The sequence below is a fragment of the Xenorhabdus griffiniae genome (assembly GCF_037265215.1).
In the GTDB taxonomy this organism is placed as follows: domain Bacteria; phylum Pseudomonadota; class Gammaproteobacteria; order Enterobacterales; family Enterobacteriaceae; genus Xenorhabdus; species Xenorhabdus griffiniae.
The window spans coordinates 876933-901310 of record NZ_CP147737.1; the positions used below are offsets into that span (position 1 = coordinate 876933).

Genomic DNA, 24378 nt, shown 5'->3' on the forward strand with positions numbered 1-24378 from the left:
AGGCATGTGGGGAAAATTAACACTGGATGCGGTCCCATTACATGAACCCATTATTGTGGTGACATTACTTGGGATCTTGCTTGGGGGACTGGCAGTTGTTGGTTCCTTGACTTATTTCCGTAAATGGAAATGGCTTTGGAGTGAATGGTTAACCAGCGTTGACCATAAAAAAATTGGTGTCATGTACATCATCGTTGCCATGGTGATGATGCTCCGTGGTTTCGCTGACGCCATCATGATGCGTGGACAGCAAGCCCTAGCTTCCGCTGGTGAAGCCGGTTTTCTGCCCCCACACCATTATGATCAGATCTTTACCGCTCACGGCGTTATCATGATCTTCTTTATGGCGACGCCTTTCGTCGTCGGTCTGATGAACGTTGTTGTTCCTCTGCAAATCGGCGCACGCGACGTTGCATTCCCATTTTTGAACTCCTTGAGCTTCTGGTTATTTGTTGTTGGTGTCGCACTAATCAATATCTCTCTGGGTGTAGGTGAATTTGCACAAACCGGCTGGTTGGCATATCCGCCTCTCTCCGGTCTGGAGTACAACCCAGGAGTCGGTGTTGACTACTGGATATGGAGTCTTCAGCTCTCTGGTATCGGTACATTGCTGACCGGTGTTAACTTCTTTGTGACCATCCTGCGTATGCGTGCACCAGGTATGTCCATGATGAAAATGCCAGTCTTCACTTGGACTGCACTGTGCACTAACATCCTTATTATTGCTGCGTTCCCAATCCTGACAGTAACCATCGCGTTGCTAACCTTGGATCGTTATCTGGGCACCCATTTCTTTACCAACGATATGGGCGGCAACATGATGATGTACATCAACCTGATCTGGGCTTGGGGCCACCCTGAAGTTTACATTCTGGTTCTACCTGTCTTCGGTGTTTTCTCCGAAGTCACTGCAACCTTCTCGAAAAAACGCCTGTTTGGTTATACCTCATTGGTATGGGCGACAATCGTTATTACCATCCTGTCGTTCATTGTCTGGTTGCACCACTTCTTTACCATGGGTTCTGGCGCGAACGTCAACGCCTTCTTTGGTATCGCCACGATGATTATCTCCATCCCAACTGGGGTTAAGATCTTCAACTGGCTGTTCACTATGTACCGTGGTCGTATTGAATTCAAAACCCCAATGCTGTGGACAGTTGGCTTCTTGGTGACCTTCTCCATTGGTGGTATGACGGGTGTGCTGCTAGCCGTACCAGGTGCAAACTTCGTTCTGCATAACAGCCTGTTCCTGATCGCTCACTTCCATAACGTTATCATCGGCGGTGTGGTATTCGGCTGTTTCGCTGGTACTACTTACTGGTTCCCGAAAGCATTTGGTTTCACGCTGAATGAAAAATGGGGTGTCCGTGCGTTCTGGTTCTGGATCACAGGTTTCTTCGTTGCCTTCATGCCGCTGTATGCGTTGGGCTTCATGGGCATGACTCGTCGTCTGAGTCAGGATATCAATCCTGAATTCCATCCTTTGCTGGTGGTTGCCGCAGGTGGTGTTGTGCTTATCGCTCTTGGTATTCTGTGTCAGGTTATCCAGTTCTACGTCAGTATCCGTGACCGTGAACAGAACCGTGATCTGACCGGTGATCCATGGGGTGGCCGTACTCTGGAATGGTCAATTTCATCTCCACCTCCGTTCTATAACTTTGCGGAAGTTCCACACATTCAGACTCGTGACGCATGGTGGGATGTTAAAGAAAAAGGCACTGAATATAAGCGTCCGGCGAAATATGAAGAAATTCATATGCCTAAAAATACCGGCGCAGGTGTGATCATCAGTGCTTTCTGTCTGACCTTAGGCTTTGCTTTGATCTGGCATATCTGGTGGATGGCTATTGCAAGCTTCGCTGGCATCATCATCAGTTGCATCGTGAAAAGCTTTGACGAAGACGTTGATTATTACGTTCCTGTAGCTGAAATCGAGAAAGTTGAAAATCAGCGTTATGAAGATCTGAGAAAGGCAGGTGTGAAATAATGTCGACTCAAACCCTTAACAACACAGCCGCCCATGAAGCTCATGGGCACCACGATACAGGAGCCAACAAGGTATTTGGTTTCTGGGTCTACCTGATGAGTGACTTGATCCTGTTTGCAAGTCTGTTCGCTACCTATGCCGTGTTAGTTAACGGCACGGCGGGTGGCCCAACGGGTAAAGATATTTTTGAACTGCCATTTGTACTGGTAGAAACCTTCTTGCTGCTATTTAGTAGTATCACCTATGGTTTCGCCATGCTGGGCATGAACAAAGGTAAAACGGGTCAGGTTAATTTGTGGCTATTCATTACCTTCCTGTTTGGCCTTGGTTTCGTTTCAATGGAAGTTTATGAATTCCATAAACTGATCTCAGAAGGCTTTGGCCCTGACCGTAGCGCGTTCCTGTCTGCCTTCTTCGCACTGGTTGCTACTCACGGTCTGCACGTAACCGTCGGTCTTCTTTGGATCATTATCATGATGGTTCAAGTTTCACGCCGCGGCCTGACTGATGTAAACCGTATGCGTCTGAATTGTCTGAGTTTGTTCTGGCACTTCCTTGACGTTGTCTGGATCTGTGTATTCACTGTCGTTTATCTGATGGGAGCTATGTAATGAGTCATCCAAATACTTCTCATTCCGGCGCAAGCCACGGTAGCTTCAAAACCTATCTAATTGGTTTTGTTCTGTCAGTCATACTGACCGTGATCCCATTCTGGATGGTGATGGATGGCACTGCTTCACACAGCACAATTCTGGTGACAGTAGTCGCTATGGCTGTTATTCAGATTTTTGTTCATTTCATCTGCTTCCTGCACATGAATACATCATCTGAAGAGCGTTGGAACCTCGTTGCCTTAATATTCACATTACTGGTCATCGCTATCGTTGTTGTTGGCTCCCTGTGGATTATGTACAACCTGAACATCAATATGATGGTTGATTAAGGGTTGATTTGAATGATTAAGCAATACCTGCAAGTGACCAAACCAGGAATTATTTTCGGAAATCTAATTTCTGCGATTGGTGGTTTTCTACTCGCTTCCAAGGGCGTAATAGATTACCCCTTGTTCTTTGCAACGATGGTCGGGGTATCGCTGGTGGTAGCATCAGGTTGTGTATTCAACAACTATATCGACCGCGATATTGACCGTATCATGGAAAGAACGAAAGAAAGAGTCCTTGTGAAAGGGCTTATCGATCCGAAAATCAGCCTGATTTACGCCTCAGTGTTAGGTATTGTTGGCATCGTGCTGCTTTATATAGCAGCCAATGTCTTAGCAATGCAGTTAGCTCTCATCGGGTTTATCGTTTATGTTGGGGTTTATAGCCTCTACATGAAAAGAAAATCTGTTTATGGCACGCTGGTTGGTAGCTTGTCAGGCGCAGCACCTCCCGTGATTGGTTACTGTGCAGTAACAGGGCATTTTGATACAGGCGCGTTGATCTTATTGCTGATCTTCAGCTTGTGGCAAATGCCCCACTCTTATGCCATTGCTATTTTTCGGTTCAAAGATTATCAAGCGGCCAACATCCCAGTATTACCTGTGATTAAAGGTATTTCCGTCGCGAAAAACCACATCACTCTGTATATTCTGGCCTTTATGGTTGCCACTTTGATGCTGACTATCAGTGGTTATGCGGGGTATAAATACCTTATTGTCGCTGCTGCAGTAAGCCTCTGGTGGTTGGGTATGGCATTATCAGGTTATAAAACCTCTAATGACCGTATTTGGGCCCGTAAGTTATTTCTGTTTTCTATCGTTGCTATCATGTCATTAAGCGTCATGATGTCTGTAGATTCAACAGCATCGCCAGAAAACCTACTGACTTACGTCTGGTAATATTTAGATGGCAGGTTAAACCCTGCCATCTTTTTCCTTTCTTTTATCTCTATTCAATGACAACTTTTTCGGTTACAAACACTTCTTTTTTGTTTGCTCTCACTTAATTGAAATGTCATACCAGATTTTTTGAGGTATCCATGAACGATAATAAAATGACTCCGCTTGAACTTCGGGCAACATGGGGCTTAGGTTCTGTTTTCTCCCTGCGCATGTTAGGCATGTTCATGGTTCTGCCGGTTCTGACGACCTATGGTTTAGCGTTACATGATGCGACCGAAGCACTTATCGGAATTGCCATTGGCATCTACGGCTTAACACAGGCAATATTCCAGATCCCATTTGGGCTTCTTTCAGACAAAATTGGCAGAAAACCTTTAATCATCGGCGGGCTACTCATTTTTGCATTAGGCAGTGTTATTGCCGCCTTAAGCGACTCTATTTGGGGCATTATTATCGGGCGAGCCTTGCAAGGTATGGGAGCAATATCTGCCGCTATTATGGCATTACTTTCAGACCTGACTCGTGAGCAGAATCGAACAAAAGCGATGGCATTTATCGGCATTAGCTTTGGCATCACATTCGCTTTTGCAATTGTTGTCGGTCCTATTATCACCCACCAAATTGGTTTAAATGGCCTATTTGGAGCGATTGCAATCTTGGCTTGCTGCGGAATACTTATCACATTGTTTGCTGTACCCAATACACACAAGCATTTATTAAATCGTGAATCAGGTATCGCGCGCGGCAGCTTCAAACGTGTGCTTTTCGATCCCCAACTCATCAAACTCAATTTTGGTATTCTCTGCCTGCATACCTTATTGATGTCGAGCTTTGTTGCCCTTCCCCTTATTATGGAAAAAGTGGGCTTTCCTCCACAACAACATTGGAAAGTGTATTTAATTACCACACTTATCTCTTTTGTCGCCGTTTTGCCTTTCATTATTTACGCAGAAGCAAAACGTCGCATGAAACAGGTATTTTTGCTGTGTATAGCTATGCTATTCATCGCTGAAGCTGTTTTATGGTCTCAGGGATCGCATCTTTGGGGGATCTTTGCAGGCATTCAAATTTTCTTCCTTGCATTTAATATCATGGAAGCTATCTTGCCTTCACTCATCAGTAAAGAAGCACCTGCGGGTTACAAAGGCACTGCTATGGGCGTTTACTCGACCAGTCAATTCCTTGGCGTTGCATTGGGTGGCTTCCTTGGGGGAATACTTTACGAATGGCAAGGCGCATCACTCGTCTTTATGGGAGGCATCGCGCTGACTGCACTCTGGTTTATTATCAGCCTGACCTTACAGCAGCCTCCCTATGTCAGCAGCATCAGGCTTATTTTGCCAGAACAACTAAGCAATGCTGAGGTTTTGGAGAAAAAGATATTAGCGCAAGCGGGTGTAAAAGATGTTGTCATCGCACCAGAAGAACTCAGTGCATATATCAAAGTCGATACTAAGCTAACCAATCGCAAGCAGTTAGAACAAATTGTCTTATCCCATAAATAGCCAGGCTATTTATAACAAGTACGGTGTTACCAGACACCGTACTATGATTAATTATTCACTCTTAATGATAATGACGGAAATTAATCGCGGAAATTAGTAAACTGGAAAGGCTGCCCCAATTCTGCACCACGAACCAATGCCATGACACTTTGCAAATCATCGCGCGCCTTACCTGTTACTCGCACTTGCTCACCCTGAATTTGGGCCTGTACCTTTAGCTTACTGTCTTTAATCAGCTTCACGATCTTTTTCGCTAACGGCGTATCGATACCTTGCAATAAGGTTGCTTCTACACTGTACGTTTTACCGCTATGAACCATATTTTCAGGAATATTAATTACAGAACCATCAATTCCGCGTTTGGCGAACTTTTCACGCAGAATATCGACGAGTTGGTTCACCTGAAAATCAGATTCGCTGGCAATTTTGATCGATTCATTCTTTTCGTTTAATTCAAAGCTCGCAGGAACGTTACGAAAATCCCAACGATTGCTTAACTCACGCTGTGCGTTTTCTACTGCATTACGCACTTCTTGCATATCAACTTCAGAAACAATATCAAATGATGGCATTACCCGTCACCTCCAGCTAATCAATAAATCGGCATGATAACCGCTTTCCATTATTGGCAAAAGCTCTATACTCGGAAGCCCTACGCTCTTTTTGCAATTATCCTATTTCCAGATCAGGAAGAAATATGAAAATAACCGTTCTTGGCTGTGGTGCTATAGGTAAACTGTGGCTTGCTGCTTTATCACAACAGAATCATAGTGTTCAGGGATGGCTAAGGGTTCCACAGTCTGTTATTTCCGTCCAGATCGAAAACTTTAATGGACAGGCTTTTAATCAACAATTTCCTACCAACGACGAAAAACATCTTGCTGAAAGTAAGTTACTCCTCGTCTGTCTAAAAGCGTGGCAAGTTTCTGACGCAATCAATCACCTTGCTGACAAACTGTCTCCTCATTGCCCCATCCTGTTATTGCATAATGGAATGGGAACCCAGGAAGAATTTGCGCCTCTGCCAAACCCCATTTTACTTGGCGTCACTACGCATGGAGCTTATCGAAAAAATGGCATTGTGCACTATAAATCACAGGGGATAACTCACATTGGTGCCATAACAGCTAATGCCACCAAACTCAGCAATCTGGCTGATGTTTTACACAGCGCCCTGCCCGATGTAGCATGGCACAATGAAATACATGCTATCAGTTGGATGAAACTTGCTGTCAACTGTGTCATTAATCCCCTCTCCGTCATCTATGACTGTAAGAATGGTGACTTACGACATCACCAGGCACAAATTCAGGCATTATGTGGCGAAATTTACCAGGTTATGAAACATGACAGTATTCATACAGCCAAACAAACATTGATTGATTACGTCATGGACGTGATTGAACAAACCGCTGAAAATTATTCATCCATGCTGCAAGATATACGGGCACAGCGACATACCGAAATAGACTACATCACCGGTTTTTTAATGCGTCGAGCCCGTGTTCACGGTGTACCAATTACAGAAAATATTTCTGTTTATCAATATATTAAACGCAAGGAGGAAGAATATGAGCGTCTCAGCCCTTATTTGTCTCGCCCACGGTAGTGAAGAAACCGAAGCTGTCACGACAATTGATTTACTTGTTCGAGCAGGCGTTAAGGTTACCGTAGCCAGTACGGAATCCGATGGTTCCCTCACCTTAACCTGCTCACGCGGTGTCAAAATCCTTGCTGATGCTCCCTTGGTTAATGTCGTTGACGAAGATTTTGACGCCATCATTCTGCCGGGGGGCATAAAAGGTGCAGAGTGTTTTCGTGACAGCTTACTGGTAGTGGAAAAAATTCGAACCGCCCAAAGTCAGGGAAAAATCATTGCGGCAATCTGTGCTTCTCCAGCGATCGTATTGGAATATCATCAACTTTTCCCTGTCGGCAATATGACTGGCTATCCCAGTATGCAGGATAAGATTGCACCAGAAAAATGGATTGATAAACGGGTTTATTTTGACGAAAGGGTTAATTTACTGACCAGCCAAGGGCCTGCTACTGCTTTTGACTTCGCCTTGAAACTGATTGAATTGTTGAAAGGAAAAGAAAAAGCCGCAGAAGTTGCTGCACAACTTATCTTACCCCCCGGCATTAATAATTACCAAAACATCCAGTAATTACCCCATCCTATAAAGGGGGAAGAAGATACAACATAGGCTGCCTATCGGAATCAATTCCATAAGCAGCCTTGTGCTTTCACAATAAATTAAGGCCGATACACCTTCACATTACCGAAACCTTGTTCACGCAGATAAAGCGCCTGTAAACGGCTCATCACACCACGCTCACAATAAAGCAGATAAGTTTTTTCTTTCGGCAGATCCCCAAACTGGGTGCCCAGTTTATAGAAAGGCAATGACTGAATTTCAATACCCTCTATATTTAACGGACGGTTATCCTGCTCATCGGGAGAACGGATATCCAATAACACATCATTAGAGGAAAATGCAGATACCATTTCCACTTCCACCACTTGCTCACTGGATTGCTCTGCTATTTGGCGGATATCCAGATTCTGGGCTTCACTAACCACACGTTCTAAGATCTCGAAGTCAAAATTGCTTTCTTCTGCTTCAATTTTGGCTTTAACGGCTTTCACTGTTGGACTTTTTGAGATAACCCCACAAAATTCCGGCATCGTGCGAGCAAAATCTTCGGTGCCAATCTCACGGGCTAGCTTAATAATGTGTTCTTTATCATGGGAAATCAGAGGACGGAGGATCAACGTATCTGAAACATTGTCAATCAACCTTAAGTTAGTCAAAGTCTGGCTAGACACCTGCCCCAGAGCCTCACCGGTTACAATCGCCTGTACACCATAGCGTTCTGCAACCCTGGAAGCCGCTCTGACCATCATTCTTTTCAGCACAACCCCCATCTGCCCGTCATCAACTTTTTCCAGAATTTCAGCCACGACAGGTTCAAAATTGACAGCAACGAAACGGACTTTATGCGAGCTGCCAAATCGGTTCCACAAATAATGGGCAACCTGCTTTACGCCAATTTCATGGGCTGCGCCACCGAGATTAAAGAAACAGTAGTGCACGCGGCAGCCACGACGCATCAGCATATAGCTGGAAACACCGGAATCAAATCCACCGGAAATCAATGACAGAACATCTTCCTGCGTACCGATAGGAAAGCCGCCAATCCCTTCATGACGGGCTTTAACCAGAATCAGCTTATCCTGATCAATTTCCAGATTCACGGTGACATCAGGTTTGGTCAATTTCACCTTGGCTGATTCAATATGCTGGTTCAAGCCGCCACCAACATAGCGTTCAACTTCATTGGATGTAAAACTGTGTTTACCACGGCGCTTTACGCGAACACAAAACGTTTTACCCTGCAGTAAATGACAGTAAGTTTCGTAGGTTTGTTCAAAGATATGATGCAGATCACGAAAATCTCGTTCTTCTACTTGCAGGATATGGTGAATACCTGGAATACGTGTCAGTGCGTCACAAATTTCCGTACCGAGGTTATCATCTTTAACCCGAACTTCGATATTATCCCAATGGCGAACCACAGCAATGCCTTCTCCGAAGGTTTTCAACACATTGCGGATATTGCTGGCAAGAATTTTAATAAAGCGCAACCGGACGGTCTGGCTCTTAATCGTAATTTCTGGGAATAATTTAATGATAAACTTCATAATAAGATATAGTAGTCATTCAATGTTGAACTATCATCAACAACATCAATGATTGTTCTTAAGTGTTCAGTTGGATAGGGCGCAGAGTATAACACCATCTGGCTTATCACCTGTAAAAAATCGACTGCAAAAACCGACTATAAAAAAATAGTGGTAACACATGATTTATTTTTCTCGGTGTAGTAGGGTACTCAGCAATTCTGTCACGAACTTGCTTTGCTGTAATTCGTTAAATAACCATATGTTAAGTCATTATGCCTAAAGCAAATCAAACATCAGCAACCGAACAAATGCCAGCATTCGAAACCTCTCTTAAAGAGTTAGAGGAAATTGTTATTCGACTGGAATCCGGGGAACTCCCATTAGAAGATGCGTTGAATGAATTTGAACGTGGTATTCAACTTGCAAGACAAGGACAGAAAACGCTTCAACAGGCGGAGCAACGAGTGCAAATTTTACTAAACCATGATGCACAATCGCCTCTTGATGAATTTTCGTCCGACGCTGAGTAAATTTATGTCTGAACAATATAAGGCTCTTTTTGAAGAGCAATCTTTTGAAGAAAGGCTGAGTGCTTGTCAGCAACACATTAATGCCAAACTGATGGCAATATTTTCTTCATTGCCCTTTTTAAACAGCCCATTAGGTACAGCAATGCAATATGGTGCTGTACTGGGTGGAAAACGGCTACGTCCATTTTTAGTTTACAGCGTGGGAGAAATATTTGGCTTCCCTAAAACGAGTCTTGATGCCGCAGCCATCGCGATAGAGTGCATTCATGCCTATTCATTGATCCACGATGATTTACCCGCAATGGATAACGACGATTTACGTCGTGGGCAGCCTACCTGTCATATCAAATTTGGTGAAAGTCAGGCTATTTTAGCCGGTGATGCCTTACAATCTCTGGCTTTTGAGATCCTGGCAAAACAGGATATGCCCAATGTGACCTTATCTGATCGCCTTGCTATGATCGCTGAACTGGCAAGCGCCAGTGGCTTTGCCGGCATGTGTGGTGGACAATCACTGGATTTGGAAGCTGAAGGTAAGCAGATCGATCTTGCTTCACTAGAACAGATCCACCAACATAAAACAGGCGCGTTAATACGTTCAGCCGTCCGATTGGGCGCTTATAGTGCGGGACAACGTGGCCGCGAAGTGCTGCCTTTGCTGGAGCAATATGCCCAAGCCATCGGCCTGGCATTTCAGGTACATGACGATATTTTGGATGTCATTGGCAATACTGAAGTTATTGGTAAGCGTCAGGGCAATGATCAGCAACTCGGTAAAAATACTTACCCTGCATTATTAGGTTTAGAGCAAGCCCAACAAAAAGCCAGAGATCTGTATGAAGAAGCGCTCGCCGCCCTTACAGAGCTGGAAAAACGGTCATATAACACCGCAACCTTGAAGAAATTGGCTGGTTTTATCATTGAGAGAAACAGCTAAAAAAACCGATAAAGCGCCTTACGGGGTGAACCCAGAAATTACACACTGATAATAACAGGGTTCTTAATATTCAACTTCTAACGGATATAGCATTTTACACAGGCATAGCATGAGCATTGATATAGCGAAATATCCAACATTGGCATTGGCTGAAACTCCAGAAGAGCTTCGCCTGCTACCCAAAGAAACCTTGCCAAAGTTATGCGATGAACTGCGTCAATTTTTGCTGAACAGTGTCAGCCGCTCCAGTGGTCACTTTGCTTCCGGCCTTGGCGCTATCGAATTAACCGTCGCACTTCACTATGTTTATAAAACCCCTTTTGACAATTTAGTCTGGGATGTTGGTCATCAGGCCTACCCACACAAAATTTTAACTGGACGTCGTGATCGCATTAATACCATTCGGCAAAAAAATGGCCTTCACCCCTTCCCCTGGCGAGAAGAAAGTGAGTACGACACTTTATGCGTCGGCCACTCATCCACATCAATCAGCGCTGGCTTAGGTATGGCTATTGCTGCCGAACACGAAGGCAAAGGCCGCAAAACGGTATGCGTCATTGGGGATGGCGCCATTACTGCGGGCATGGCTTTTGAAGCTATGAACCATGCCGGCGATATCGATCCCGACATGCTGGTTATTCTCAATGACAATGAAATGTCTATCTCTGAAAATGTGGGAGCATTGAATAACCATCTGGCACAGATTCTGTCAGGCAAACTGTATACAACTCTGCGTGAAGGCGGCAAAAAAGTTTTTTCCAACCTGCCGCCTATCAAAGAGTTGTTGAAAAAAACGGAAGAACATCTGAAAGGCATGGTGGTTCCCGGAACGCTGTTTGAAGAACTTGGGTTCAACTATATCGGGCCTGTTGATGGCCATGACGTACTGGCGCTAACCCAAACGTTGAAAAACATGCGCGAACTGAAAGGGCCACAATTCCTGCACATCATGACTAAAAAAGGTCGTGGTTATGCACCAGCGGAAAAAGATCCTATCAGCTGGCACGCTGTCCCCAAATTCGATCCTTCAACGGGTTCTTTGCCAAAAAGTGCAGAAACTCGCCCGACATTTTCCAAGATCTTCGGTGATTGGCTGTGCGAAGAAGCCGCGCATGATAAAAAACTGATGGCGATCACCCCTGCCATGCGGGAAGGTTCCGGTATGGTGCGCTTTTCCCGCGAATATCCTGAACAATATTTTGATGTCGCGATTGCCGAGCAACATTCGGTCACTTTTGCCGCAGGTCTGGCTATTGGCGGCTATAAACCTATCGTTGCCATTTATTCGACCTTTCTGCAACGCGCTTATGATCAGGTGATCCACGATGTCGCCATCCAAAACTTACCTGTCTTGTTTGCTATCGACCGTGGCGGCATTGTCGGTGCAGATGGTCAAACCCATCAAGGTGCTTTTGATCTTTCTTTCCTGCGCTGCATCCCGAATATGGTAATTATGGCACCCAGCGATGAAAACGAATGCCGCCAGATGCTACATACTGGCTATCATTATCAAGCAGGCCCTGTTGCTGTTCGTTATCCTCGCGGTACAGGGACAGGTGCTGAACTCCAACCTTTGGAAACATTGCCAATCGGCAAGGGCGTCATCCGTCGTCAAGGAGAGCGCGTTGCGATCCTTAACTTTGGCACATTATTAGACTATGCGCTGCAAGCGGCTGAAAATCTGAATGCAACTGTTGTGGATATGCGTTTCGTCAAACCACTGGATAAAGCGCTGGTGCTGGAAATGGCAGCCAGCCACGAGTTGCTGGTGACTTTGGAAGAAAATGCCATCATGGGTGGTGCAGGCAGTGGTGTTAACGAATTAGTGATGCAGAAAAAATTGTCAGTTCCTGTATTAAATCTGGGTTTACCCGATAACTTTATACCACAAGGAACACAACAAGAGCTTCATGCTGATTTAGGGCTGGATGCGGCAGGTATTCAAAATACTATCGAGAAATATCTGGCTGAATAATCGCTAATAAATAATGGGTGAATGTTTTTATTAAATATTCATCCGTTTTAATTTCTATACTAATTAAACTTCAAGTTGCAATTTACAACGTTATATGAAACGTGATTGGTATATTTCAATTCTTATCTCCCTTAATATTCCCCATTACCAATATATTATTTTTTATCAACTCATCTTTTATAGTTTCAGAAAGAGACCATTAATATTTGATATAAATAGTGTTTCAAAATGATAGGAGTATTCTTTACCCCGCGCGGTGTGCGGGGTAAAGAATACCAATATCTGATACTCTCAGTATTATGAAAACCTATACCAACCTAACTTCAAGATGCATGTGATTTCTCCCCGCGTCGCGGGGAAAAATCACGTTTCATATCATGCTATAAATTGCAACATGAAGTTTAATGCATATATTTATCAATAGCCAAAGATTATTTCCTATATCTCAAATTAAGCATATCAATTTGACTCAATACAAATACTGTGATACCCATATTATTTAAATGGTTATTATCTTTGCTTACGATAGTAATAAAAAATAAAAAGTAATAAAAAACATCAAACAAGACTAATAAATATTAAGGAATAATGATGGATAATATCAATACCATATCTAATTCACAACAACGCCTTTATGACTTTAATGAGAACTGGACTGATTGGCGTTGGCAACAAAAAAACGCATTACGTGATGAAAAATCTTTACGTATCGCCTGTGGTGGATGGAGTGAGGAAATAACTCAACGTATTCAGCAAAATTTGCAAGGCCAAAAAATACAAATAACTCCCTATTATCTCCGCCAGATATTAGCCACCAACCAATCAGGCGATATCACGACAAACCCACTTTGGCGACAAGTGGTTCCATTTTGGAGTGAAGAGCAGTTCAATGGCTATGATGGGGAATCTGAAAATTGGGAACTTAATAATGAAATGAAAACGCCCATCTGCCAGCATAAATATGACAATCGGGTGATCTTGCGCATGGTTAATGCCTGTAACTCCTACTGTCAATTTTGCTTTGAAGCTCTAAGAACATTGAAAGTTGATTCAGGTAAATCAAACGCTGGCCGAACTTCCTTCCAACAATCCCTTGAATACATCAAAAATACCCCCTCTGTGGAAGAAGTCATTCTTAGCGGTGGCGATCCCTTGATGCTGACAGATAAAAAATTGGATGAATCGTTGTCTGCTATCAGAGAAATCAGAGAAGACCTGTTAATCCGCGTTCATTCCAGGGCCCTGACATTCAATCCCTACCGTATTACCAATGCGTTAATCGAAACACTGAAAAAACACCGTGTTAACGCTTTTGGTGTCCATATCTGTCATCCACTTGAGTTAAGTGAAGAATTTCAGTCTGCCGTGCGCCGCATCCAGAGTGTCGTACCGATTGTTTTTTCCAATATGCCCTTCCTACGCGGCATCAATGACAAAGAAGAAATCCTCCATAAACTGTTTATCGATTTATATCGTATAGGGGTTAAACCTTACTATCTCTACCATTTTATGCCTTTCTCTCCCGGCTCCTCAGAGTACAAAGCCTCAATCCACGATGCCATTGCTATCATGAGTAAACTCAAGCGTCGAGTTTCCAATATCGCTTTACCGGAATATGTTCTGCCACATATGAAAGGCAAATTCACCGTGCCTTTATTCACTAATCCGGAAGAAATACCTTATTTTGAATCCATAAACGGCAAACGTTATTACCGATTTATCAACTGGCAACAAGAACAATGTGAATGGCTAGATAATTAATTTACTTATTATTTTCAGCAAATGATAAAACCTATTTATTTCAAGGATGCCAAATGAAACCAAATGCGATTTTGTTTGTTGATATCGATGATGCCCAAATTCCGCGCTATAAATATCGTGAAGCCCATTCCACCGCAGCAAAAAAGATGGGAATGAGTTGCCTAACGGCAGCGCTGAAAGGACGCCAGCACACAGAGCGTCTTTATATAGATAGCGATGATGTTTTTTACTTAGAGTCACTGACACAAGATGCCTTACAGGATCTTGTCGCCATTTTGCAACAAACCTATAGATTACGAGGTATTTTGTGTTATGCAGGCCATGCGTCTACTTACGGCCAAGTTGGCTGCATTGTTGCAGAAGTTTGTCGCAATATTGGCTTGCCAAATACGTCTGCATCTGCGATTGCAACCTGTAACAACAAGTTCTTAATGCGCCAGGCACTGCAAAAATATGGCGTCAGATCAATACGCCATGCCTTGTGCCATACCGAAGAGGAACTCTATTCACAAGCTAAAGTAATTGGTTATCCCTTAATTGCAAAACCTCCATTTGGGGCAGCTTCAGTCTTCATCAAAAAATGCCGTGATTGGTCTGAACTTAAAGCACATTATCGCGCATTTACAACCCACTATGACCACTCGATTTATATCGATTTTATGGGAAATAAACAGGAGTGTTTCACTTTAGCGGGTGAGAAACATATCAACATACCGGGCAAAAGCCTGCTATTGGAAGAGTACCTTGATGGCGTGGAAGGCACTGTCGAATGTGTTATCAGCCAGAACAAAATACATCCGGTGCTGATCAATGAAAAATTGATCCTGACAGAAAAAGAAAACACCGTACTGGAAAATTTGCTGATTTGTCCCCCTGTATCATTTTCTCCTGTTGAACAGGAACAGATTAGGGACTATGCCAGAGCCTGCATACAAGCCGTTGGATTGAACTATGCCATTGCTCATCTTGAATTTCGTATGACCAAAGATGGCCCGATAGTGATTGAAATTAACCCACGCCTTGGTGGACTCTTTGTAAATTCATCCTTCCGTGATATCGCAGGGCTCGATCCGTACCAGCTATATCTCTCCATTCTCTTGCAGGAACAGGACATTGATACACAGATAAGCCTCGCCCAACAACGGGCTACAGCGGCTAAACAGCATTATTCGATGTTAGCTATGTACCCAGACAAGAGCGGGCACTTTCAGGGTATTAAAAACATCGAACACATGAAAAACCATCCAAACGTGATCGAGTGTATTTCCCAACCCACTGATTACTATATCAACGCAGAAACTGAAGAACATTACTTGCTCAGGTGCTGGGCAAAAGTAGACGATGCGTCCGATGCCTACTCATTACACCAGGAAATGTTAGAACACGTTTATCCCATTATTAACCCAACACCAAAAAGTAGTCAGGATATGCAAATTGCAAATATATCGGCACGTTTGATGAATGAACACTATTGCCATATTCCACATTTCAGTGAACTTATTTCCCGTGATTCAGAAGAAATAAAAACCTTTAAAGATTATTGGAATGAATTGGTTTTAGATCAAAATTTTAAAGACTATACCCATAGGGAAAGACGTATCCTGCGCTATTATTACCACCCTGATGAAGAGAATCCACTGCAACTAAATCGGGACAATAAATATCATTCATCCGTTACCTATGACATTGAGTACAAAAAAGGTTCCAATCAACTCAGCTATGTTAAAGAAACCTTTATTACTCACCCCATCATGCAGCATATCCTTGCAACAGATATAGCGATTTTAGGTGACCAATTAACGAAAAAGCATCACTATGCGATTGATATTCACCAATTTCGGGTAAAAGCGCAAGCCGGTAAAGACAGTCCGACAACCTCCGGAATTCATCAGGATGGTCAGAATTGGATTTTTATGCACTTTATCCAAAGCCACAATACAGAGCCGGTGATTTCCGAAGTTCACGCAACAGCCCATGAAGCTCCGCCCTTGCTACACACCGCAATGGAGCATTTTCTTGAAACACTCGCAATAAATGATAAACGACTTTATCATCGGGCAAGCAGTGTTCGACAAGTATCTCCTACAAATGCGGCATTTCGGGATCTATTGCTGGTAACTTTCCGACAACTGCCTAAATAACAAGTGAGCGAATAATCATGCCAAGCCAGGAAAATAGTTTGGGTTTGCGTTGTTCTAGCCTTAATGCCTTATTGATCGTCAGTGCTCGGTTCGTCTCCGATTTTGGTGCATTCCTGAATATGGTGGCACTCTCCACCTATGTCTATCTGCTCAGTAATAGCGTCATGCACGTCAGTATTTTTCTTGCCTGTCGTGTTGCTGGCGGTATCATTGCCAGCTTGATCGGAACCCCTTTTTTCAGACGATTTACAGGCCGATGGCCGCTGGTTTTTTTTGATCTGGTACGTGTCATTTTACTGTCCCTATTATTGTTGATCCCCGCATCACAGCAGCTACTGATCTTACCGGTGATCGCCTTCGGCATTGGCTTAGGTAATTCAATGTTTGCTATCGGATTAAACAGTCAAATGCCATATTGGGTTCATGCTTCCCAACGTATATCAACTAATTCCTGGCTTACCTCTGTCGCTGCCACAGGAGCCGTATTTGGCAGCCTTGTATCGGGACTTTTGGTCGCAAGTAGTGGTTATGAAATAGTATTTACCGTCAATATCATGACTTATCTGCTGGCGGCGATCCTGATTATGCCCCTTCGTTTTCTCTCCTTGCCAGAGCTGAAAATATCAAGAGAACTGGGTAACGAGTGGCGTGAATTGCGCCACGGGTTGCGCGGTGCGCCCATGCTGGCAGGTATGCTATTTCTCAGTCTGGCAGATACATTGGGTAGCGCTGCCCATAACGTCGGTTTTCCCATCATTTCGAAACTGCTTACCCCCGATAACGCCAGTACCACGATGGGATTACTGCTGGCAACATGGGCGATAGGAAAATTCGCAGGCGCGCGATTGGCTAGTTACCGGCTGCGTAGCCGCAACCTGTTGAAGATGGAGAAACTATTCTTTATCGGTGTCGCTCTGATGTCGACTGGGTTTATCCTCACTTTCCAACAAAGCAGTGTATTCTGGCTACTGCTATTCGCAATCTGGGCAGGAATAGGTGACGGGATCGCGGAAGTGAGCCTAATATCACGGGCACAAAGTGAACCGGAAAATTTACGTTTGCCAATTTTCAGTTTATTGACGCTGTTACAAATGACGGGCTTTGGGATAGGAATGTTGCTGGTCGCCCCTTTCTATGTTTGGCTACCACCTTCCATTGTCATTCTAATATTTCACGGCTTGCCACTGACGGTATTAGTAATGGTCTTGTTGTGGGTACGGCGTTTTACTACAAGCAAACTATAACTATTGCAAACTGCAATTTACAACACGCTATGAAACCTGATTTCTTCCCGCTTCGCGGGGAGAAATCACACGCATCTTGAAGTTAGATTGGTGTAGTGACCACGTTAATGCCGATATTTAATACCCGTCTGGTATCAGATATCGGTTTTATCCCTTTTGGTTTCCAATCCGACTAGCAAAATCTTCTCATCCAATAAACGCTTTTTCATCCAAGTAGTGATCTACATTCCACTTTTGCAATCCATTGCGAATTTTATTTGCTTATTTGTTAACCGAAGTTTATTTGTTGTTCAACAATATGCAAATAATGAATTAACAATAAACACAATCTAAACCCACAATAAAACAACAATGCATTTATTCATGGGGAATAAAATATGCAGCAAACCATCAACTTCTGGCCCCTAATCGGGATCGCCGTCATCATCATCGGTTTTGTCATCAGATTTAATCCGGTTCTGGTCGTCACCGTCACTGGCCTTGTTACGGGATTGGCTGCTCACATGCCGATAGCCGATATTTTGGAGAAGCTAGGTTCTGGGTTTGTTAATACCCTAAATTTAACCCTAACTCTCCTGTTTCCTTTAGTTATCATTGGCCTATTGGAAAGACATGGTTTAAAAGAACGGGCCCAGAAATCCATTGCTCATATCAAAATGGCGACCACTGGACGTTTATTGATTGTCTATCTGTTTATACGAGAAATCTCTGCCGCATTAGGTTTAACCAGTTTAGGCGGACACCCGCAAATGGTTCGTCCCCTCTTAGCTCCGATGGCAGAAGGGGCGGCTGAAAATCAATATGGTAAGTTGCCAGATTCAGTTCGTCATCGCATTCGCGCGATGTCCGCAGCAACGGATAATACCGGTCTATTCTTTGGGGAAGATATTTTTGTTGCCTTCGGGGCAATTATCTTTATGCACAATTTCATGCTGGAATCAGGGGGTATTCACACCGAACCACTGCATATCGCTCTCTGGGGGATCCCTACTGCTATTTGTGCTTTTCTTATCCATTCAGTTCGGTTATATCGCCTTGATTATCGTATTGCCAACGAACTGAATGCCTTGAATCACGCCAAACTGCACAGCAAGGAGGAGAAATAATGTTTCAATTACAGTATCTCTACGTACTGGCAGGGGTGCTCTTGCTAGCTGTCGCTATCATGTCATGGCGTGATAAAGCAAATCCTCGCCGTTTAACTACCGGTCTATTCTGGGCGCTTTACGGTTTGATCTTCCTGATGGGGAAATGGAGTCATCATATAGTAGCTGTCTGGATCAGTGATGAAGCCCAAGCCCAAAGAATTGCTTATATTAGTATCGGTGTGCTGGTCATTCTTATGGCACTATTGGCAGGATTTGGTGGAGTTCAGCTGGGAAATTATCATCAACGTACCCCAAAACAACAGCGGGAAAGCGCTGATCGTCTTGGCAATCAACTATTTTTTCCCGTCCTGCTGATCCCCGTTGTCACCATGATTGGCGTGTTGATGTTTGACCACATTCCAGGCTTACAACAAGCCGTCTTTGGTGAGGGAAATCATTCAACGCTGGTGACTCTCTTTTCAATTACTCTCGGCTGCCTGCTAGGATTGGTTATAGCATTACGCATAAGCCGTGATGCCATAACACAGCCAATACAGGAGACTCGCCGTCTGCTGGACTCCATTGGCTGCGTCTTCATCCTGCCACAACTTCTGGCTACGCTCGGATTGCTGTTTGCGACTGCCGGCATCGGCACGGTGATTTCCCACCTGACCGAAAGTTATATCGCTGTCGATAATCGTTTTATCGCCGTGATAGCGTACGTATTTGGTATGGCTCTGCTGACCATGGTTATGGGAAATGCTTTCGCGGCTTTTCCCATCGTTACTGCCGGTATTGGCATTCCCATTTTGATCTTACAGCACGGCGGCAATCCTGCCGTTATGGCTGCCATTGGTATGTTCTCCGGCTATTGCGGTACGTTGATGACACCCATGGCGGCAAATTTTAATCTCGTCCCTGTTGCCCTGTTAGAATTGCCTGACCGCAATGCCGTTATCAAAGCACAAATCCCTACAGGATGTGCCTTACTACTTACCAATGTATTCCTGCTCTATTTTCTACTCTTCTTATAAAATAACAGCAAGGAACCGTCATGAAAGCTACTTCCATAAAAACCATTCTCGTCACTGCTTTCGAGCCTTTCGATAGTGAAACTCTCAATTCCTCATGGGAAGCCGTTAGGCCATTGCAGGGATGTCAAATCGCGGGAGCAAATATTGAAGTTCGCCAACTGCCTTGCGTTTTCGATACTTCTCTGGAACAGCTCTATGCGGCAATTGGACGCATCAAACCAGAAGTAGTGATTTCAGTTGGGGAAGCTGGAAACAGGCCACATATCAGCGTGGAACGTGTGGCAATCAATGTTAACGATGCCCGTATTCCTGATAATGCAGGCCAACAGCCCATTGATACCCCTGTCATTGCCGGTGGTCCTACGGCTTATTTTTCTACCTTGCCCATTAAGGCTATTGCTAATGAGTTAAATAATGCAGGAATTCCCGCCAAAGTCTCCCAAACTGCGGGAACCTTCGTTTGCAATCATGTTATGTACGGTTTGCTGCATTATTTGAACCAACGGTTTCCTGCTGTGCGGGCTGGCTTTATCCATGTCCCTTATTTGCCTGAACAGGCAACAAAACATTCTGGTGCGCCAAGTATGGCTGTAGAAATGATGACAACAGCCTTGAAAATCGCTATTGAGTCAACATTGAAGCATGAAAAAGACATGACCATCACTGGCGGAACAACAAGCTGAAAACATAGCCACTGGGATTCAGTGGCTATTTAATTTATACCAATCTAACTTCAAGATGTGTGTGATTTTTCCCCGCTGCGCGGGGAGAAATCGGAACATAAGCCAGCCCACGACTGATAGCTTGTATTTTTCCCCAAAAACCAAGTTTCATATTGTGTTGTAAATTGCAACTTGAAGTTTAATGCGTATAGAAAGGGAATAGTTGGTAGAAATTCAGTAACCAGATGACAACAACCGCAAAGATTGCCGCGATAATGTCATCCAGCATGATGCCAATACCACCTTTCACATAGCGGTCAAACCAGCGGATCGGCCACGGTTTCCACATATCAAAAATGCGGAATACCACAAAGCCAACCAAAACCCATTGCCAGTTGAGTACAGGGATCGCCATCAGTGTGATCCACATTCCGATGAATTCATCCCAAACGACACAACCAGGATCTTCCACATTCATAGCATCGGCAGCTTTCTGGCAAATCACACAGCCAATGATGGTTCCCAACACAATAACCAACCAGATTCCCCATGTCGGTAGCTGCGCCAATAGTAACCAGAAAGGGATCGCCGCCACTGAACCCATTGTGCCCGGAATAATCGGCGATAAGCCACTACCAAATCCCGTAGCTAATAAATGCCACGGATTACTCATTTTTAAGTGGCGTTTTGCGTCATCCATGCGTTCCCTCCGTTTGATCGTTTTCTTCCTGGTGTGCAGCCGGACAAGGTACGACCGGTTTTTCATCCGTTTTAAAGTGGTCAAAACCGTTCAGATCCAGCTCAATTTCTTCGTTATTGTTAAAATAGCGGATACCTTCTGATTCAGGTCTGATTTGCCCAATACAGCAGAAACTTGCCCCTGAATGGGCCAATGCCATATTTAACGCACCACGGTTAAGCTCAGGTACTGTGAAACACAACTCATAATCTTCCCCACCACTCAGCGCCCATTTCAACGCCTGCTCAGCGGGAATATATTGCTGCATCGCTTCCGAATACGGCAGTGCATCCAGATTAATACGCGCACCACATTGACTGGCTGTCAGAATATGGTTGAGATCAGAAATCAACCCATCCGACAGATCAATCGCGGAAGAAGCCAAATCACGCAGCGCCTGTCCTTGTAAAACGCGTGGTTGTGGACGGAGATGGCGCTTAACCAACCAATGGTGGATAGCAGGATCTTCCACGGTCAGATGCTCTTGCAACAAGGCAAGTCCTGCGGCACTATCACCCAGTGTTCCGGTGACATAAATCCAATCACCGTTCTTCGCACCAGCACGACGTAACGCCCTGCCAGCCGGCACCAGTCCATGTACGGTTAGCGTCAAACTCATGGGGCCTTTTGTTGTATCTCCCCCAATCAACTGCATACCGTAATAATTCAGTTGTTCAAACAGGCTATCACTAAATCGTTTTAACCAATCCTCATTGACGTCAGGCAACGTTAACGCCAACGATGCCCAAGCAGGATCGGCCCCAACGGCGGCCAAGTCACTGATATTGACAGCCAATGCTTTATAAGCCAAATCTTCTGGTGAGATATCAGGGAGGAAATGGACACCAGCCACCAGCGTATCCGTTGTTACCGCTAATTCTTGCTTATCCGCAACGGTCATCAGTGCACAATCATCACCAATCCCTAGGCTTACATCACGTCGGCGGCTAAGAGGGCGATTGAAGTAACGTGCAATGAGGTCAAATTCACCACATGCCATAATAGAATTCCAAAAAGTGACCAACGATGAGCACATGAGGCCGGATTTCCGGCCTCATGTGTAAAATCATTGAGTTATAATGGGGAACTCCTGGCAAGCAATCACTTTTTCTTACGTGCTGCTGGGCCAGCTTTATCCAACACCCCATTGACGAATTTATGGCTATCTTCAGCACCAAACGTTTTTGCCAGTTCGATGCCTTCATTAATAGCCACTTTGTAGGGGACATCATCACGAAAGCTTAGTTCAAACATCGCAACGCGCAAGATGGCTTTTTCTACCTGACCTAACTCTTCGAGCTGGCGGGAAAGATAAGGCGCCATCAAGGCATCCAATTTTGTAGCATTGACTGCTACCCCGGACAGCAATTCACGAAAATAGGTGACATCAACACCGGTTACGTCCTGCTCTGACAGAAACTGCAATTCAACATCAGCAATGCTGTTTTTGGATAATTGCCATGAATAAATTGCCTGAACAGCACACTCACGAGCACGACGACGAGCAGCAGGTTTCACAAAATTCCCCTTAATTAAAACTAAAAAATTCAGCCTTTAATGGCTTTGATTACATTGATCATTTCCAACGCGGTCAAGGCAGCTTCCGCACCTTTATTACCCGCTTTAGTTCCAGCGCGTTCAATCGCCTGTTCAATATTTTCTGTTGTCAGAACACCCAATGTAACAGGAATGTTGCTGGACATTGCCACACTGGACAAGCCTGAACTACATTCGCCGGCAACATATTCGAAATGGGCGGTTCCGCCACGGATAACAGTACCTAAAGCGATAACCGCATCATATTTTTGGGACTCAGCCAACGCTTTGACCGTCAATGGCAGTTCATAAGCACCCGGCACCCATACTACGGTGATATTGTCTGAAGAAACCTGGCCGATGCGTTCCAACGCATCAACGGCTCCTTCCAGCAGGCTGTCATTAATGAAGTTGTTAAAGCGGGCAACTGCAATGGCAATGCGGGCTTTAGGAGCTGCAACAACACCTTTGATTACGTTCATAGCCTTCCTTATACTTTATTCATATCCGCAGGGGCGCGGATCTTATCACATTATTTTTGATTTAGGGCTATCCCAAAATCAAAACACTTAACTCGGCCGTAAGCGAAGACGCACATCAGGACCAATCTGTTGAACATCAAACAGAGAAAATTCAGGAGCATCCGATAATTTTTGCAACTCAGGGATATCGAACAATCCACGGGCACTATTTCCCAATATTTTAGGCGCGATATACAGGATCAATTCATCGACCAACCCTAACGACAATAAAGCACCAGCCAAAGCAGGGCCACATTCCGCCCACACAGAATTTACCTGACGCTTTCCAAGTTGCATCATCAGCAACACTAAATCAACACCAACACCATGTTCTGGCAATAAAATCTGTTCGGTATTATCAGGCCATTTTTGCTGATCTTGCTTAGTACGTGCTAACCAACATTCCCCTGGTTGCTGGACAACTTGATGCTGTGGAGTTACACGGTTTTGGCTATCTGTAATGATACGGATTGGTTGGCGAAGCCATTCTTGCGGATAAACCGCTTGGGTTTCAGCATCCAGTTCATTCCAACGGACAGTCAGGGAAGGATCATCTGCCAGTACCGTTGCGCTAGAACTCAAAATAGCACTGCACTGCGCCCGTAGTTTCTGTACATCCTGGCGGGCCTCCGGTGAGGTAATCCACTTGCTTTCCCCTGATGCCAACGCAGTTCGACCATCCAATGATGCGCCCAGTTTCAATTGTAGGTACGGGAATCCTGTACGCATACGTTTAAGAAACCCCTTATTCAAGGTTTCCGCCTGTTCCATCATTAAACCATGTTCAACTGCAATTCCGGCCTGCTGCAATTTATACAAACCACGCCCGGCAACTTGAGGATTGGGATCTTGCATCGCTACCACAACACGGCTTAGACCTGCGGCGATTAAAGCATCAGCACAAGGGGGAGTTTTACCGTGATGGCTGCATGGTTCAAGGGTAACGTAAGCTGTAGCGCCTTTTGCTTTTTCACCGGCCATACGCAGAGCGTAAACTTCTGCGTGAGGTTCGCCCGCTCGTAAATGAAAACCCTCCCCGATTACCTGCTCATCCTTAACGATGACGCAACCTACATTCGGATTTGGGGATGTTGTAAAACGCCCCTGATACGCCAGTTCCAGCGCTCTGGACATATATATTTCATCAAGTGTCATAGCGTTTAATCAGTTTCTGGTTTTTAGTAAGA

The 24378-nt window shown here is 44.5% G+C and carries 23 protein-coding genes; 16 read left to right on the top strand and 7 right to left on the bottom strand.

Features of this window, described 5'->3' with window-relative positions; genetic code table 11:
• Positions 1 to 4: 4 nt before the first annotated feature.
• The 5 genes from cyoB to WDV75_RS03890 all read left to right on the top strand — a co-directional run bounded on the left by cyoB (position 5) and on the right by WDV75_RS03890 (position 5335).
• Positions 5 to 1987: a cytochrome o ubiquinol oxidase subunit I gene (gene cyoB, locus WDV75_RS03870; protein WP_189758913.1), complete on the top strand. Its 1983-nt coding sequence runs from the start codon at positions 5 to 7 to the stop codon at positions 1985 to 1987.
• Positions 1987 to 2598, top strand: a complete 612-nt coding sequence (locus tag WDV75_RS03875; RefSeq protein ID WP_189758912.1) for a cytochrome o ubiquinol oxidase subunit III — start codon at positions 1987 to 1989, stop codon at positions 2596 to 2598. Before cyoB ends, WDV75_RS03875 begins: the two co-directional genes overlap by 1 nt.
• Positions 2598 to 2930, top strand: coding sequence for a cytochrome o ubiquinol oxidase subunit IV (locus WDV75_RS03880; protein WP_189758911.1), 333 nt, complete (start codon positions 2598 to 2600; stop codon positions 2928 to 2930). The genes WDV75_RS03875 and WDV75_RS03880 overlap by 1 nt, the downstream gene beginning before the upstream one ends.
• A 12-nt stretch (positions 2931 to 2942) precedes the next feature.
• Complete coding sequence (gene cyoE, locus WDV75_RS03885) at positions 2943 to 3827, top strand: heme o synthase (protein WP_189758910.1); 885 nt, start codon at positions 2943 to 2945, stop codon at positions 3825 to 3827.
• A 140-nt stretch (positions 3828 to 3967) separates the two neighbouring features.
• Positions 3968 to 5335, top strand: coding sequence for an MFS transporter (locus WDV75_RS03890; RefSeq protein WP_273559096.1), 1368 nt, complete (start codon positions 3968 to 3970; stop codon positions 5333 to 5335).
• A gap of 80 nt (positions 5336 to 5415) precedes the next feature.
• Here the strand turns inward: WDV75_RS03890 and WDV75_RS03895 are convergent, their stop codons facing one another.
• The gene (locus WDV75_RS03895) at positions 5416 to 5907 is read right to left on the bottom strand and encodes a YajQ family cyclic di-GMP-binding protein (protein WP_189758908.1); all 492 of its coding nucleotides are present in this window, start codon (positions 5905 to 5907) and stop codon (positions 5416 to 5418) included.
• 125 nt (positions 5908 to 6032) lie between these two features.
• Between WDV75_RS03895 and panE the strand changes: the two genes are divergently transcribed.
• Together panE and yajL are read left to right on the top strand one after the other, a co-directional pair.
• Entirely contained in the window at positions 6033 to 6944 is a 912-nt protein-coding gene (gene panE / locus WDV75_RS03900) for a 2-dehydropantoate 2-reductase (protein ID WP_273559099.1), read from the top strand.
• Positions 6907 to 7503 (top strand): protein deglycase YajL, encoded by a 597-nt coding sequence (gene yajL, locus WDV75_RS03905; protein ID WP_189758906.1) that lies wholly within the window; start codon positions 6907 to 6909, stop codon positions 7501 to 7503. The genes panE and yajL overlap by 38 nt, the downstream gene beginning before the upstream one ends.
• Before the next feature lie 89 nt (positions 7504 to 7592).
• Here the strand turns inward: yajL and thiI are convergent, their stop codons facing one another.
• Entirely contained in the window at positions 7593 to 9041 is a 1449-nt protein-coding gene (gene thiI, locus WDV75_RS03910; RefSeq protein WP_273559102.1) for a tRNA uracil 4-sulfurtransferase ThiI, read from the bottom strand.
• A 254-nt stretch (positions 9042 to 9295) separates the two neighbouring features.
• Between thiI and xseB the strand changes: the two genes are divergently transcribed.
• From xseB to pcp, 9 genes are all read left to right on the top strand, one after another.
• Positions 9296 to 9553, top strand: a complete 258-nt coding sequence (gene xseB, locus WDV75_RS03915) for an exodeoxyribonuclease VII small subunit (RefSeq protein WP_189758904.1) — start codon at positions 9296 to 9298, stop codon at positions 9551 to 9553.
• Between the two features lie 4 nt (positions 9554 to 9557).
• Entirely contained in the window at positions 9558 to 10490 is a 933-nt protein-coding gene (ispA, locus tag WDV75_RS03920) for a (2E,6E)-farnesyl diphosphate synthase (RefSeq protein WP_273559104.1), read from the top strand.
• A 109-nt stretch (positions 10491 to 10599) separates the two neighbouring features.
• Positions 10600 to 12465, top strand: coding sequence for a 1-deoxy-D-xylulose-5-phosphate synthase (dxs, locus tag WDV75_RS03925; RefSeq protein ID WP_273559106.1), 1866 nt, complete (start codon positions 10600 to 10602; stop codon positions 12463 to 12465).
• A gap of 591 nt (positions 12466 to 13056) precedes the next feature.
• Positions 13057 to 14226: a KamA family radical SAM protein gene (locus WDV75_RS03930; RefSeq protein WP_273559108.1), complete on the top strand. Its 1170-nt coding sequence runs from the start codon at positions 13057 to 13059 to the stop codon at positions 14224 to 14226.
• Between the two features lie 53 nt (positions 14227 to 14279).
• Positions 14280 to 16367 carry a 2OG-Fe dioxygenase family protein gene (locus tag WDV75_RS03935; RefSeq protein ID WP_273559110.1) on the top strand — a complete coding sequence of 696 codons (2088 nt, stop codon included), beginning with the start codon at positions 14280 to 14282 and terminating at the stop codon, positions 16365 to 16367.
• 17 nt (positions 16368 to 16384) lie between these two features.
• The gene (locus tag WDV75_RS03940; protein WP_273559112.1) at positions 16385 to 17611 is read left to right on the top strand and encodes an MFS transporter; all 1227 of its coding nucleotides are present in this window, start codon (positions 16385 to 16387) and stop codon (positions 17609 to 17611) included.
• A 377-nt stretch (positions 17612 to 17988) separates the two neighbouring features.
• Entirely contained in the window at positions 17989 to 18717 is a 729-nt protein-coding gene (locus tag WDV75_RS03945) for a DUF969 domain-containing protein (protein ID WP_273559114.1), read from the top strand.
• Positions 18714 to 19733, top strand: coding sequence for a DUF979 domain-containing protein (locus WDV75_RS03950; protein ID WP_273559191.1), 1020 nt, complete (start codon positions 18714 to 18716; stop codon positions 19731 to 19733). The genes WDV75_RS03945 and WDV75_RS03950 overlap by 4 nt, the downstream gene beginning before the upstream one ends.
• A gap of 35 nt (positions 19734 to 19768) precedes the next feature.
• Positions 19769 to 20416: a pyroglutamyl-peptidase I gene (gene pcp / locus WDV75_RS03955; protein WP_273559193.1), complete on the top strand. Its 648-nt coding sequence runs from the start codon at positions 19769 to 19771 to the stop codon at positions 20414 to 20416.
• Positions 20417 to 20594: 178 nt separating this feature from the next.
• Here the strand turns inward: pcp and pgpA are convergent, their stop codons facing one another.
• From pgpA to ribD, 5 genes are all read right to left on the bottom strand, one after another.
• The gene (gene pgpA / locus WDV75_RS03960) at positions 20595 to 21095 is read right to left on the bottom strand and encodes a phosphatidylglycerophosphatase A (RefSeq protein ID WP_273559116.1); all 501 of its coding nucleotides are present in this window, start codon (positions 21093 to 21095) and stop codon (positions 20595 to 20597) included.
• A complete protein-coding gene (gene thiL, locus WDV75_RS03965) occupies positions 21088 to 22134 on the bottom strand; it encodes a thiamine-phosphate kinase (protein WP_189758897.1) in 1047 nt (348 codons plus the stop codon). Before thiL ends, pgpA begins: the two co-directional genes overlap by 8 nt.
• A gap of 101 nt (positions 22135 to 22235) precedes the next feature.
• Positions 22236 to 22652 (bottom strand): transcription antitermination factor NusB, encoded by a 417-nt coding sequence (gene nusB / locus WDV75_RS03970; protein ID WP_047766861.1) that lies wholly within the window; start codon positions 22650 to 22652, stop codon positions 22236 to 22238.
• 29 nt (positions 22653 to 22681) lie between these two features.
• A complete protein-coding gene (gene ribE / locus WDV75_RS03975) occupies positions 22682 to 23152 on the bottom strand; it encodes a 6,7-dimethyl-8-ribityllumazine synthase (protein ID WP_273559120.1) in 471 nt (156 codons plus the stop codon).
• An 87-nt stretch (positions 23153 to 23239) separates the two neighbouring features.
• Positions 23240 to 24346 (bottom strand): bifunctional diaminohydroxyphosphoribosylaminopyrimidine deaminase/5-amino-6-(5-phosphoribosylamino)uracil reductase RibD, encoded by a 1107-nt coding sequence (ribD, locus tag WDV75_RS03980; protein WP_273559122.1) that lies wholly within the window; start codon positions 24344 to 24346, stop codon positions 23240 to 23242.
• Positions 24347 to 24378: the final 32 nt, after the last annotated feature.